This is a genomic window from Candidatus Aquicultor sp. (assembly GCA_036504445.1).
Classification (GTDB): domain Bacteria; phylum Actinomycetota; class Aquicultoria; order Aquicultorales; family Aquicultoraceae; genus DASXVE01.
Genome location: DASXVE010000009.1, coordinates 23,107 through 36,416, shown reverse-complemented (window position 1 = coordinate 36,416; position 13,310 = coordinate 23,107). Strand labels below are relative to the sequence as shown.

At 50.1% G+C, this 13,310-nt stretch carries 14 protein-coding genes and 1 pseudogene; 4 read left to right on the top strand and 11 right to left on the bottom strand.

Features of this window, described 5'->3' with window-relative positions:
* The first annotated feature begins 21 nt into the window (after positions 1 to 21).
* Positions 22 to 1,191 carry a hypothetical protein gene (locus VGK02_01285; GenBank protein HEY3373684.1) on the top strand — a complete coding sequence of 390 codons (1,170 nt, stop codon included), beginning with the start codon at positions 22 to 24 and terminating at the stop codon, positions 1,189 to 1,191.
* On the opposite strand, the gene VGK02_01280 is transcribed toward VGK02_01285, so the two are convergent.
* From VGK02_01280 to VGK02_01270, 3 genes are all read right to left on the bottom strand, one after another.
* On the bottom strand, positions 1,183 to 2,547 hold the full coding sequence (locus VGK02_01280) for a CCA tRNA nucleotidyltransferase (protein HEY3373683.1): 1,365 nt from the start codon (positions 2,545 to 2,547) through the stop codon (positions 1,183 to 1,185). The two genes, VGK02_01285 and VGK02_01280, sit on opposite strands and share 9 nt — an antisense overlap.
* Before the next feature lie 136 nt (positions 2,548 to 2,683).
* Positions 2,684 to 2,947 (bottom strand): hypothetical protein, encoded by a 264-nt coding sequence (locus VGK02_01275; GenBank protein ID HEY3373682.1) that lies wholly within the window; start codon positions 2,945 to 2,947, stop codon positions 2,684 to 2,686.
* 78 nt (positions 2,948 to 3,025) lie between these two features.
* On the bottom strand, positions 3,026 to 3,760 hold the full coding sequence (locus VGK02_01270) for a hypothetical protein (protein ID HEY3373681.1): 735 nt from the start codon (positions 3,758 to 3,760) through the stop codon (positions 3,026 to 3,028).
* Between the two features lie 46 nt (positions 3,761 to 3,806).
* Here VGK02_01270 and VGK02_01265 point away from each other — a divergent pair, with 46 nt between their 5' ends.
* Positions 3,807 to 4,697, top strand: coding sequence for a TIM barrel protein (locus VGK02_01265; protein ID HEY3373680.1), 891 nt, complete (start codon positions 3,807 to 3,809; stop codon positions 4,695 to 4,697).
* A gap of 153 nt (positions 4,698 to 4,850) precedes the next feature.
* The gene (locus VGK02_01260; protein ID HEY3373679.1) at positions 4,851 to 6,560 is read left to right on the top strand and encodes an exonuclease domain-containing protein; all 1,710 of its coding nucleotides are present in this window, start codon (positions 4,851 to 4,853) and stop codon (positions 6,558 to 6,560) included.
* On the opposite strand, the gene VGK02_01255 is transcribed toward VGK02_01260, so the two are convergent.
* The 4 genes and pseudogenes from VGK02_01255 to VGK02_01240 all read right to left on the bottom strand — a co-directional run bounded on the left by VGK02_01255 (position 6,499) and on the right by VGK02_01240 (position 8,681).
* On the bottom strand, positions 6,499 to 7,197 hold the full coding sequence (locus tag VGK02_01255) for a nucleotidyltransferase (GenBank protein ID HEY3373678.1): 699 nt from the start codon (positions 7,195 to 7,197) through the stop codon (positions 6,499 to 6,501). The genes VGK02_01260 and VGK02_01255 overlap by 62 nt on opposite strands.
* A 131-nt stretch (positions 7,198 to 7,328) precedes the next feature.
* Positions 7,329 to 7,535: pseudogene (locus VGK02_01250) on the bottom strand (thioredoxin family protein).
* 12 nt (positions 7,536 to 7,547) lie between these two features.
* Positions 7,548 to 8,009 (bottom strand): thioredoxin family protein, encoded by a 462-nt coding sequence (locus tag VGK02_01245; protein HEY3373677.1) that lies wholly within the window; start codon positions 8,007 to 8,009, stop codon positions 7,548 to 7,550.
* A gap of 132 nt (positions 8,010 to 8,141) precedes the next feature.
* Positions 8,142 to 8,681, bottom strand: coding sequence for a tetratricopeptide repeat protein (locus tag VGK02_01240; GenBank protein ID HEY3373676.1), 540 nt, complete (start codon positions 8,679 to 8,681; stop codon positions 8,142 to 8,144).
* Between the two features lie 436 nt (positions 8,682 to 9,117).
* Here VGK02_01240 and VGK02_01235 point away from each other — a divergent pair, with 436 nt between their 5' ends.
* Positions 9,118 to 10,290, top strand: coding sequence for an S-layer homology domain-containing protein (locus tag VGK02_01235; protein HEY3373675.1), 1,173 nt, complete (start codon positions 9,118 to 9,120; stop codon positions 10,288 to 10,290).
* 92 nt (positions 10,291 to 10,382) lie between these two features.
* Here the strand turns inward: VGK02_01235 and VGK02_01230 are convergent, their stop codons facing one another.
* The 4 genes from VGK02_01230 to VGK02_01215 all read right to left on the bottom strand — a co-directional run bounded on the left by VGK02_01230 (position 10,383) and on the right by VGK02_01215 (position 13,212).
* Positions 10,383 to 10,757: an STAS domain-containing protein gene (locus VGK02_01230; protein HEY3373674.1), complete on the bottom strand. Its 375-nt coding sequence runs from the start codon at positions 10,755 to 10,757 to the stop codon at positions 10,383 to 10,385.
* Between the two features lie 213 nt (positions 10,758 to 10,970).
* The gene (locus tag VGK02_01225; protein HEY3373673.1) at positions 10,971 to 11,837 is read right to left on the bottom strand and encodes an ATP-binding cassette domain-containing protein; all 867 of its coding nucleotides are present in this window, start codon (positions 11,835 to 11,837) and stop codon (positions 10,971 to 10,973) included.
* On the bottom strand, positions 11,834 to 12,538 hold the full coding sequence (locus VGK02_01220; GenBank protein ID HEY3373672.1) for an energy-coupling factor transporter transmembrane component T: 705 nt from the start codon (positions 12,536 to 12,538) through the stop codon (positions 11,834 to 11,836). Before VGK02_01220 ends, VGK02_01225 begins: the two co-directional genes overlap by 4 nt.
* A 5-nt stretch (positions 12,539 to 12,543) precedes the next feature.
* Positions 12,544 to 13,212, bottom strand: a complete 669-nt coding sequence (locus VGK02_01215) for an energy-coupling factor ABC transporter permease (protein HEY3373671.1) — start codon at positions 13,210 to 13,212, stop codon at positions 12,544 to 12,546.
* Positions 13,213 to 13,310 lie beyond the last annotated feature (98 nt).

Sequence of the window (13,310 nt, the reverse complement as noted above, 5' to 3'; positions counted from 1 at the left end):
TGGTATAGGAGCATTTTGCTTGTGCAAAAGAAAACGATCATTATACTCGCCGCTATCGTTGCGGCTGTCATCATCCCAATTATCATAACCTTGCTGGCGCTTACCAACCCACCGTGGGCGCGAAGCATGGTCTTTGTTAACGTCGAATCCTTTATCACGCGAATCATGCTCTCCCGCGTTGATGCTATAACGATTCCTAAAGGCCAGGGGCTCGACCATGTAGCAGCCCTTATCCAACCGAGACTTAGCGCACTGCAAGAAGGCAACGTTCAGGTAGTGACCGCGACCGACATTTTTAGCGGCGCATACAAATCTACTAAACATAACAAAGCTTTTGTAGTAGCCACCATTGAGCCATGTGACGTGGAGGCCAAACCCCATAAGCTTCAGAGGAAAATTATAGAATCCGTCGATAATTTGGCGCTTAAAGAAAAGGTCAATGCGATTGTCGAATCAACGACATCCGACCTGGCGCGTTCGAACGCCTGGGGTAGGAGGCAGGTGCGAGAACTTCACGCTGCCGGTGTGATTCGCCTGGTAATATTCGATGGCGGGCACCATGTAGGAACGTTGCCGCTTCAGCCCGATGTTATTTTGGCGCCGGTCATCAAGTACGGAAATACCGAGTATATAAGTCACTGGTATACACGGGATAGCGTCCCACTTCTAAAGCTGGAATCGGCTATCCGCAAAGAGCATATCGGATGCGTTATTGCGGAGCTTCCGCGCAGTGGCATCCCCGTGAAAAACCCCGCGGGAATGGAATTACTGACCATGCAAGCACTGTTAAAAATCGCACGGATGGCTAAGTCTTCGAGCTCAATGAGCTCAAGCGCGGCACAAACAAACGCACTGCCGCCGAAGCATCGCGGGATAGCCACCCCGCGCATTCGCCCGGTTAATAGGGATGCGCTCTTTATATCGCTTGAAGTAGGAGAAACACCTCGCAAGGAGAATGTTTTAAGGTCGGCAAAACAGGAAATTGCCCTTAAAACCAGGCGCCGGAACGACATCAAACGTATCTATATCGGGATTACCTGTGGAAAAAGCAACTTTCCGCATGTCGGCAAAAGCACCGGTTTCACCGGAGAAGATATTGAGCGATATCTTAACGATCATCTACCCTATAAAATCGTGGTGCTATCAGAACCATTCAGCACATGGGATATTTACGCCTCGCGCCTACGGTAAACCTTTATCCTTTGCCCACTTATCTACCAGGGAATATGCGTCTTCTTTAGTTTCGATGTCGCCCTCAAGACGCGCATCTAAAAGCAAGCGCATGATTTCACCAACGATAGGCCCCGGTTTGATGCCGAGGTGCTCCATGACTTCATTGCCGTCGATGGGTGGCCTGATTTTAGCGGTTTCTTCCTCTTCTTCGAGCCGCAGGATGCGCTCTTCGAGTTCGTCGAGTACGCTCAACGCCTGGCGCATCTTGCGCTGGTTTTTTGTCGTGCAATCGGCGCGGATAAGCGTGTTGAGCTTCCCACGCAGCTCACCGGCATCGCGGATATATTTCCGAACCGCTTTATCGGTCCAGCCCATGCGGTAGGTGTAGACGCGCATATGCAGGTAAATTAAGCTGGTAACTTCTTCGATGATCGCCTTGGGGTATTTCAATGCCCGCAAGCGTCGCTTGGTGATCGAAGCGCCGACGGCGTCGTGATTGTAAAAAGTTACCTTGCCTTCAATAATCTCTTTCGTCTCGGGTTTGCCGATATCATGAAAGAGCGCCGCCAGACGAAGCACCATGTCAGGCGTGACGCTTTCAATAACCGTGAATGTGTGCTCCAGCACATCCTTATGGTGATGCTCGGGGTCCTGCGTGATCTCAAGCCGCGTAAGCTCCGGCAAGAACACCTCGTTTAGGCCGGTATTGAGCAACAGGCGAAGCGCTTTTGCGGGTGCACGCCCGAGAAGCATTTTTGAAAACTCATCCCGGATGCGCTCGCTCGAAACCCTCCCAAGCTCGCCTTTGTACTGGATGATTGCCGTTTCTACCTCAGGTGATAGATGCATTCCCATCGTCGAGACAAAACGGACCGCCCGCATCATGCGCAACGGGTCGTCGATAAAGCTGCGCGTAGGGCTGTCCGGCGTGCGAAGCATCCGCTTGGCCAGATCCGCTTGGCCGTTAAACGCATCGATAAGCTTACCTTGCGGCAGCTCAATCGCCATTGCATTAACGGTAAAATCGCGTCGCGATAGATCGAAAATAATGTCGTTACTGAATGTTACGTGGGGGTGGCGGCTTTCATCATGGTAAATGTCGCCGCGCAGCGTTGTTATCTCAATTTTCAAATGCCCTTTATTAAGGCCTATCGTGCCGAATTTGATACCGATAAGCCACAAGTCATCCGCCCAAGCTTTAACAATATTGATCGTTTCCTCGGGAAGCGCATCGGTGGCAAAATCGAGGTCTTCGTGGTATTGCCCGAGAAGCGCATCTCTGACAGTACCTCCTACCAGGTAGAGCCTCTTGCCGGCTGCTTTGAAGAGATTGCTAAGTTCCTGAATTATCGGATGCTTATATGTGGGTACCAGATTATCGGTATTTAAGGGTTGCTCTATTGTAAATCCCTCTCTTTAATCGTAAAACATCAGTTATCTGCATACAACTTACTAATGTACCAGATAACAGCGCTTATGAGAAACCTTAGATAAGGGCTGAGCCCGCATACTATGCCGCCGCTTTGATATCCGGGCCAAAACCAAGATGCCGCAAAAACTGCCGAAACTCATGCTTGGTGAGAATGCCGCCGGTAGCCGTTTCGTGCCCATGCCCGATCTCACTACCGATATCAGCAAAATGGGCCATGAAGTCGCGAAGGTTAGTGCCGGCTGGCGCTCGTACGCTAAAGCTTACCATGCCGGGAATAAAATCCTCATTGGCGGCGATAACGATATAGCCCTTAAGACGCTGCGCCCAGACCTTAGCAATCAACGGATGGACTTTATGAGGGCTTTTAAAATATAGGAGCGCGACATTGCCCGCAAACTGCGGTGGTGTTTTGGCGCGCAGTCAGAGCTCGTCCTGTACTTCGATCCGCATGCGTTCAAGCTCTCGTGTGCCCGGTATTTCATGCTTGGCGATTTCAGACGGCATATGGGCTGAAAGCAGCACATCTAGCGCCAATCCTACCAAGTAGTCGCGGTGCCGTCCTGCCGCGTTAAGCAGCACAACGCTATCTGTTATATTTTTCCGGCCGTATTTCTTAAACGCGTCGGCGACAATCGAAAACGGCGCCTTCGGCCCGAGATCGCCGACAACGCCAATGGCCGCAACCCAATCAAGGTCGCCGAACCCGACCGCCTCGTTACATACACCAAACGCCGCGAGGCTTGCCGGGGGCGCCGGGTTTTCACTATAGGTCGAGAAAAACACATCTACTTGCGGCACACCAACCGGTGGATGATGGTCGATAACAAGCGTTGGTGCGCCGGCCGGGATTTCGCCCGCTCTGCTTCCCGAATCGACGACTATCAGGCTTGATAGCTTTGCATCCTCAAGGTCCGTGCGCGTTTGCGGTGAAAATGGGTTCAAGCCGCGCCCTAGAGGGATCGCCACGATACTGCCCGCCCCGAGGCGCTCAAGCGCTTCAAAGATGATAGCGCACGCGGTAATGCCGTCGGCATCACCATGGTAAAGAATGCCTGCTCGCTCCGTTTGCGCCGCGTCTACGATAAACTTTGTCGCGTTGCGTTGGATATCGATTGCGTCTCGCTGTGTATCCATCGCATTATGTTCTGCGCCCATTACATCACCTAAGAATTTGTACCCAAGTTTTCGATGGCAGGCAGGATTGTATGGGTACATCCAAAGCATGATCAGAATCGGGTTCTCGGCGCGGCCGCTCGAAAAGCACTTAAAAAACCCAAGGCCGGATGGCCTTGGCGAATACCGTAGGACAATCGACATTATCAATGCATGCAACCGATGGGGGTTGCATTATTACAATATGCCCCCGGAAACAGTTGGGTGGGGCGACTACTCAAAATATCAACCGGATGAGGCTGAGGTAGAGCGGTCTTTCGGGCCGCTGCTTGCCGAGATACGATATCTGCACAGGGCATATGATATTGCCTTAAGCTTCCATGTACGAAATTCCGCCGTTTTAACCACCCGTGATGAAACGATTCGCGAGCGCTCGATTAAAGAGGTGGCGGCGCTGCGAAAAGGTCTGGAGCTCGCCGGCGGGCTTACGGTCTATGTCCACCCTGGCTATGCACAAGGCGACGAGCCCGCAGCACTACAGCGTATCATTAATATCCTCAACAGTTTGGACGAGAGCCCTGTAACGATCGGTGTCGAAACTACCGATGTTGGTATTGGCGACCTGCCAACCGTACTGTCTATCTGCAAACAGGCCCGAGGGACGGCTCCCGTTATCGATTGGGGTCACCTCTACGATCTGGGTTATACGCTACAAGAGCCAAATGACTATCTCTCAATTATTGAAACCGCGGAGCCGTTTTGGCAAGACTATATATATTTCCACTTCTCTGCCGTCAGCCGGAGAAAGCACATGTCACTCGATGCCGGTCCACCTGATTACCGGGTATTTGCGAAAGCGCTAAGCCTGTATGAGAAACACGCCAATAAAGACGTTATCGTCCTGGTGGAAAGCCCACACCGGGAAGCAGATGTGTTACTGCTGCAAAATTACCTGCATAGCCTTAGTGCTGCGGCTTAGCTATATTCTCGCTAGGCCTTAGCAAATAATCTATTGTACGATTCTAATCTGCTGATCAATTTCTCAGATAGTTTTCGACCGGTCGCTCAATTTCCGGTTCTGGGGCGAGCCATTATATATTGTCCGGGTAAGTAACCATGATATTATCTAATCATGGCAGCCAGAGAAGTATCCAGGGAAACACCATTAGACGAAGCTACATATGTTGTGGTCGATCTTGAGACAACAGGCCTTGATCCGCGCACCGAGCATATTATAGAAATAGGTGCGGTAAAGATGATCGGCTCGCAACCGGTGGAGACATTTAACCGGCTCGTAAACCCAAACCGCATGATACCCCCAAAAATCACCGCGCTTACCGGCATTACCAATGGAATGCTCGCCGATGCACTCGAGCTCGAAAAAGCCTTCGGTCAATTCGCCGAGTTTGCGAAAGACTCTGTCCTTGTCGCGCATAATGCACCGTTCGACCTTTCGTTTCTTAACCGGGCGGCGCGGAGCATCGGGCATAAATCGTTTCGGAGCCGCTACTTCGATACGCTACTTATCGCTCGAAAGCTAAAACCCATGCTCGGGTTCTACCGGCTTGAGAACCTCGTCGTGCATTTTGGTGCGGCCGCCCAACCGTGTCACCGGGCGCTTCCCGATGCGCTGGCGACAGCCGAGGTTTTTTCCAGCCTTATCGGTCTTATGAAGGACAAAGGACTTTCAACCGTGGACCGGGCGGGTGATTTCTTTTACCCAAGAATCCGTCACAATTTCACGTATAAAAAAGCGCTGGCGGCAGCCTTGCCGAACACGAGTGGTGTATACCTGATGAAAAACCGGTCGGGCGATGTCGTCTACGTGGGCAAGGCGAAGGATATTAATAAGCGCGTCAGAAGCTACTTCTATGCGGGGCCTAAGACCGAGCGCCAGCTCGCGCTGCTGGAAGAAATACATGCGATCGATCATATAAAAACCGGTACGGAGATAGGGGCGCTGCTCCTGGAAAGCAAGCTTATCAAGGTGTTTAAGCCGCCGTATAACGTGCTTGGCAAGCGCTACCGGCGCTATCCTTTCGTTCACATCAACTTCGATGATGAATTCCCGGCACCGCACATCGTTAAGAAAATAACCGACAAAGGGTTTCATTATGGCCCGTTTTCCAACACCGCCGATGTGGAGCTCCTGCTGCAAGTCATTAAAGATATGTACGCGCTTAAACAATGCAGCAACCAACTGCGCCCCGGAATGCATAAGCAGCCGTGCTTCTACTACGAGGTTAACAGGTGCATGGGGGTGTGTTCGGGAACGGTTTCAAAAGATGAATACCTCCGCCGTTTGGCTGCTGTGACCGGTGCGTTCGAGGGTCGCCCGGAACAGCTTCAAAGCGAGCTTATACGACGCCGCAATATTGCTTCCGAGCGGCTGCTGTTCGAGCGGGCAGCCCTGCTGAACCGGGCGCTTGAAAGCCTTGAGCGCACGGTAAAGCTCCTGGACGGCATAAAAAATGCGCGGGCCAACCTCGATTTCTTGCTCATCGAAAACCTTGAGGGTGCCACCAAGCTTTACCTGGTAGAAGAAGGGCAACTGCGTTCATGCATCGATTTTAAAGGCCGAAAACGCGATATCTCGCGACTTGAGCGAAAAATCGAGAAGATATACTTCGAGCGAAAAACCCGGCCGGCCGAAATAACACCGGAGCAGATTGAAAATCTGTCGCTTCTCACATCGTATTTTCACAAACGCCGGGTTGCCCGTATAAAAATCGGTTCCTCGCCGGATAAAACGCTGCGCTCGGTTCTCGACACGCTACAAGCTACGCCGCCCGCCCCATCCACTGAAAAAGTCGTCTGCTCAAGTTTTCGACTTCAGTCGTAAGCTCTATTGGAATTGAATCCTCCGTTATTTGGCAGGATGCCGCATAGCTGAACATTGCAAGCGTCCGCACCGGATAGCGCGATATTTTGTCGAGCAGGTAATCCCAATCCGGTTGTTTGGCGTTCCGTAAAATGAGAAGGACATCTTGGAAGTCTTCCTGCCTGGTGGCTTTCCACGAGACCAACAACTTGGAGTGGATGATATCTTCCGGTGACATAACGGGAAAGACCGCGCCTCCCAAGCTTACCAACCGGCCGCGGGCTAGAACCTCGTCGTTTAGAATAACCCCTTCCGTGTTGCCTAAAAACCCTTTGCCGAGTGCAAAGAGCAAATCGATGATTTGGCCACCCTTGAAGGCATGATACACCCAATTATCATCAGTGCGCTGAGTGCGGTAACCGTATTGCGGCAATATGTCGAGAAGCCGAATCGCGTCTTGTTTGTAAACAAGAAGGTCCAGATCTTTCGTGATCCGGGTGCGTCCATATTCCAACATAGCGATACCGCCAACAACAACAAACGGCACGGTAAGCTTGTGCATGGTCTCTATCGCGTCGATAAAGACAGGGATAGCATCTTGCATGCCCTCCGGCATGAGTGGTGTTATATCAACGACAGGATCTGTTCCGTCCGGCATATAAGCTCCTTTCCCGGCACCGCGTAAGCACCGTCACATGGCACCATTGAACTAAGGTCGACACATGCGACCTGTTGTGTAATTTTTGTAAGCTTACATATACCCATAAGGAGAAGAATCCGAGCGAAATGCTAAAACCCGGCTGCGTGTTTTAGCTCCTCGACAAGTGCTGTTTCGGGAACGGCACCTTCGACGTATACGTGATCGTTAATTACAGTTTTTGGAACCGCCGCGACCGAGTACCGCTGTGCCAGGTGGGGAAACTCTGCTGTTTCTACGGTTTCTACGGTAACTTTGTCACTTTCCATCGCCATTTGGTAAGCCAAACTGACCGCTCTCGGGCAATACGGTCAGGTCGGGGTAACAAAGACTTTCATGTTTACCGGCTCGTCAAGATTCTGCAGTGCTTGCTTCGTATCGTCGGCTAGATTGGTATGCCGTTTTGAAACGTGCATAACCGCATCCAGGAGTGCCGAAAACTCATAACCCGACGGAATGCCATAATATCGTATGCCGTAGTCCCTGTCGCCGATAATAGCAATACCCGGTACTTCGATTATGCCGTACTGATCGGCCTTGTCCTTGTCTTTGATAAAATCAAAGACCTCAAGGCTTAGTCTGTCCGATAACGCAGTAAGCTCGCGCAGCATCTCTTCGGTTTCTTCGCAGTATTCACACGGGGTTACTTCAACCTGGACGGGCAGTTCGATGCTCGGCTGATCCTGCGTAAAATAGACAAAGCGCACGTCTTGTTCAAGATTCTCGCTTAGAAGCTCGGTTATCTCCCGTCTCTGTTCGTCGCTAAATACCATAAGTCCTCCCATTTAGCTACAACACCAGAAAACTCGTCCTTACCATGTATATCTCCAAAATCGGTTCTTTAAAAAACAAAAACCCGCTGTTTTCAGCGGGTTTTAATCCTTAACGTCGATTTTTGTTGAGAGCTATTGACCTAGTGCCTTAAGCGCACTTTTTGCAGGTACGTTGTTTGGTTCAATCTCCAAGACTTTTTTCAAGTCTTTTATTGCCTTCTCTTTTTCACCGAGTTTTCTGTATGCGACTTCGCGGCTCAGATAAACTTCAGTCCATTTCGGGCGCACTTTGATGACTTTCTCGAATTCTTTGATCGCTTGCTGATTGTCGCCTTCCTGGAGCCGTATGAGCCCAATACCAAAGTGTGATTCCGCCTGGTCTTTATTTAATTTGATTGCGGTATCAAAATCTGTAAGCGCATCATTTGTATTGCCGTTGTTGAAGTACAACCTTCCCCTATAAGCGTATGCGGCAGGTTTGTTTGCATTAAACGGGACAAGCGACTCAAGCAAAACGACTTTGTCGAAATTCTTGATCGCCGTACTATAATCACCCTTAGCCTCCGCCATACCCGACTGCTGGCTATAGTACGTCATTAACCTGCTCCGGCCGTACATTAACCCCGCGATAGCGATGATAATAATGACAGCGATGATAACCTTCTTTTTCACTAAGAATTCACCTCTTCTGATACACAAAGCTGAACTATTGCACGCCGCGCTTCCCGGCTTTAATATGTGCATACTTTCCCAAATTACACTATTAAGCGCCCTGTTGGGGTTAGCTTTAGTATAGCGTAGTTTTTATTATTGTCCAACTATGTGCTGCCCAATTGTTGATATTTTGCAATCAAATGATACCGGGACAAAATGAATACCGCCTGTTCGGTAGTTTAAAAAGCTCTCCTAAGGGTAAAAGCTAGTAGCCCGAGATGGTTATGACTGCCCTAGCCCCCATCGTGTGGTACGTATTTGCAGTTCGTTAGCTGTATTTATTGGCAAGATAAAGTGGCAGGCACCTAATCAAGCGTTCGCTATAACCGGTTTACAAACTTAGTTTTGCGCACAGATGCAAAATTTAATCTTGCTACAAGAAGGGAGACAGTACATGAAACGAAGATGTGCAATTGCTGCGTGTATGCTGGTGTTTATTGTCGCGGCATTAACGGGGGCTAATGCGCTGGCGGCGAGCTGCTACAAACAGGATTTCGTGGCGAAATCCTCAATGACCGTCAGCGACCTGGTGGATGGAAACCAGATCGACGTTACGAAAGTGATCGTCGGTGATGATGGTTCAATCGCCGCATTCCAGGTTACTGCAGCGAAAGCATACGACCAAAAGCTCCTTGCCGGTCAGCATATTTACTTCTTTTTGGATACCGATCAAAATGCTAAAACCGGTGTGTACTCGCCGAACTACGGCATGGGGATAGATCGGGTTATCGAAATCGGTTACCTTGAAGACAAGGGTAAGCAGCACCTATTCGCGACGGTTCATAACGGCCGGAAGATATTCGGCACCTCGCTCTCCGTGGGATTCGACGGCACGAATCTGACCGCATTAGTGCCGAGAAGAATGCTCGACGTATGGGGGAATTTCAATTGGAAAATGCAACTCTTCAGCGAAAAACAGGGCGATTATAAAGCGTACGACGCCGTGCCGGATAAAGGATACGCGACCTATGAACTGTATGTTTCCGCCGGTAGCTATAGCGATATCGAGCAAAGCGACTGGTTTTACGCTAATGTTGACGACCTTATATCAAAAGATATTGTAAACGGCTACAGCGATGGCACGTTTAAGCCGAAAAAGAACATTACCAGAGCTGAGTTCTGTAAAGTGTTGATGACTGCACTGGGTGAAAGTCCCTCGTTGGCGACCTCATCGTACAGCGATACAAAATCACATTGGGCGCGAGGCTATATCGAAGCGGCGAAAGAACTCAATATCGCAAGTGGCTACCCCAACGGTGATTTTAGGCCGGAAAGCAATATTACAAGAGCCGAAATCGCAAAAATGATCGCAACCGCACAGGGCTTCAGTACAACCGATACCGCAAGCGGCTTTAGCGATTGCAAAGGCTACTGGGCAGATCAATATATCGCAGTCCTCAAATCCAGCAGTATTATCACGGGCTATCAGGATGAGACATTCCGACCGCTCAACTATGCAACACGTGCCGAGGTATGCAAGATCATCTCGACCATGCTGGCGGTTAACGCCGATGCTAATATCGGTTTGACCAAAGAAGAAACGGTCACGACGGGCACTGTAAACTAAGCGTCGGGACAAAATACGCGCCGGGCACCATTTCCGTAGAGTGAGCCCACAAAGAGAAACCGGTCATTGCGACCGGCTTTCCTGCGCTTCTCTTACGCCGAGCTTAAGCTTCTCTTGTTGAGAAGCTTAAGCGCCTCCTTGATTGATGATGTGACGCTAAGCAGGTTCCCGATGGGACGCAACATCCGCCCAAGCCTTTCGGTATTGCTAATCATAACGAGACTGCCGCCGGTTTCCTCGATTTTGTGCCGCGCCCAAAGAATCGCTGCAAGCCCGCTGCTGTCTATGTACTTCAGGCTCTTAACATCTACGATCAACTTTTTATGTCCTTCATTTATGACTTCCGTCATTTCATCCTTGAGAAGGGGCACCGAGAAGAGATCGCATTCGCCGCTCGCAATGATCATGTGTACGTTGTTGACCACCGCACGCTTAACTGTAAGATCACTAAGCTTTTTCTCTTGCAATATAATATCACCTCATGATGTTTGAGCACTCTCGATAGGAATCAGTAGTCACCCTATATTAATTCCCAAATCTCTGCACAAAATCACAAAATTCTGGTATTTTGTCAATTATTACCATGTGTTACAGAGAAGGGCGCAGCGCCGGCTTGGGGCAACGGTATAAGCGTAAACGGAGATAGCGCGAATATCGAAGGTCACTGTCAGGTTCGTTGCCTATATCGCGGAAGCATCATCGGTTGGGCGTATAAGCTCGGCGATATCGCGTACAAGCTCGCTTACATCATCGGTGACCTCTATGTAGATCCCTTTATCCCTTAAGCCGGCGATAATTTCCGAGATAAGCGGCGGCTCCAGGTTTATCGAGCGGATAAGATCTACTTTACTGAAGATTTCATCCGGGCTGCCCGACAGCAATACATTACCGTGCGCCATTACATACACATGGTCGGCAATGTGCTGGACGACGTTTACATCATGTGTTGTGAGAATAAGCGTGGTTCCGTAATCGCGATTGAAGGTGTTAAGCAGGCCAATCATATCGGTTTTTGAACGAGGGTCAAGCCCCTCGAACGGTTCATCGAGGATAAGGAGCTTGGGGTGCGTGATCATCGCCCCGGCCAGGGCGACTTTACGTTTCTCTCCGCCGCTCAGATAGTGAGTGATTTTCTTTGTCAGATTTGAAATGCCGATGAGCTCAACAATCTCGTTGGCAAGCGCATTTATTTTCTCAGGTGGATACCCGTAATTAAGCGGCGAAAACTCAATATCATCCCACACCGTTGGTGCAATAAGCTGGGCGTCGACATTTTGAAAAACAACACCGATCTTTTGCCGGATCTCGTCAAAGTGCGTATTGGGATCAACGCCGAAGACGCTCACTGTACCCTCAACCGGCTTTAATAGCCCCATTAAGTGGTTCAAGAGCGTGGTTTTGCCCGACCCGTTCGGCCCGAGTATCGCAACCCGCTCGCCTTCACGAACAATAAATTCAAGGCCGCAGATCTTTACTTCTGTTTGATCCGGATATATATGGCGAATGCAGCTTACCTTCGCGACTTCATTTTTTGCCGTTTTACTCATACCAACACCGCCACAGCGAGTACCGCTACACCTATTGCAAGCGGTAGTATATCGTACTTGCCGATTTTATTCCACGAAGATCCGGCCGGAAGGCGGCCGCTATAACCGCGCACGTACATGGCATCCTGCATGCTCTCGCTCAACTCCCAGGCGTGAATGATGCCGTTGCCAACAATACGCCCTATACTGCTAAGATTCTTAAATACCGCCCGAGAGGAATACCCGCCCCGGATGCGAATCGCCGTAATCATACTGCTGATCTGGCCGATCAGGATAAAGAACGATCGGTAGGTCACGAGCATTACATCAACCATTACGCTGGGAAGCACCTTCTGGAAAAGCGCGAAAACTTGCGGATATGGTGTCGTCGTTATCAGCAAAATTAGTGAGAGTGCGGCCGTAACCGACTTTAAAATAATGGTTACGCGGGCATCTATTCCTCCCTCTACCTCGCTAAACGCAAAAATTAGGCTGAAGAAAAACGCGTAACCTGTCATGGCCAGGATTCGACCGACGGGCAGTCGCGCAAGTAAGATCGTAACGACAAGCAGCATAAAACATATCGCGAGTGCTTGGGGGTTGGCGGTGACGATTATGGCGGTGATCACGAGCACAACGAGGACGATTTTTGAGATCGCCGATGCTTTGTGCACCGGGCTTTTTGTATTGATTGCTAGATTATCGATATATGAAATATCCATTTACATCAACTCTCCACGATATCCGGGCGCACGCTGAGTAAGAACCGAATGGCAAAGGCCGTAACAAACGACTCGATAATTATGCCGATCACCGCAAATGGCGCGATAATACCGACAAACCTTGGAATCGAAATAACTATCGCGCCGGTTGCCGCTGAGGGTTTCACGTGCTCCAGCAAGAGTGATGGGTTAATCTGTGACAACGAAACTACGCCGACCATCAATGATATTGAGATCGAAAGCGTAAGCACGGTAGTCACAACCGCCGTGGCACGAACCGACGAAAAATGCGCGCTGAAGAATCTGAATAGCAAGCTGCCAAAAACCGCTTCGCTGCCTACAACCAGCGTATTAAGCCCGACTACGGTGATTCCCCCATGCCCGAGGAACGCCAGAAATATGTTTGTGGTAAATACCGCGATAAGGCCGAGCCACGGCCCGAGCACTATCCCCGAGAGTACCGCAAGATTCAGGTGAAACGGAATAATTCCCAGCGGCACCGACTGGCCGATAAGCATCAAAGCCGACATAATGCCCAGAAGCGGAACCCTCTTTCTGCCTTCGGTTGATTGTGTTCTTTTAAACGCAAACGCCAGCAGAATGCCTACGATTATATACCCGAGAACCCACCAGACAACCGGTATAACTCCATCCGGCAGGTGAATATGTGACATACTTGATAAGCCCTTTCGTTTTCTTGTAGTGTACCCATTACACGCGCGTTGCACTCAGCCCGGCGGTTTCCCGCAAACCGCTCTCCTGTAGAGTGGCT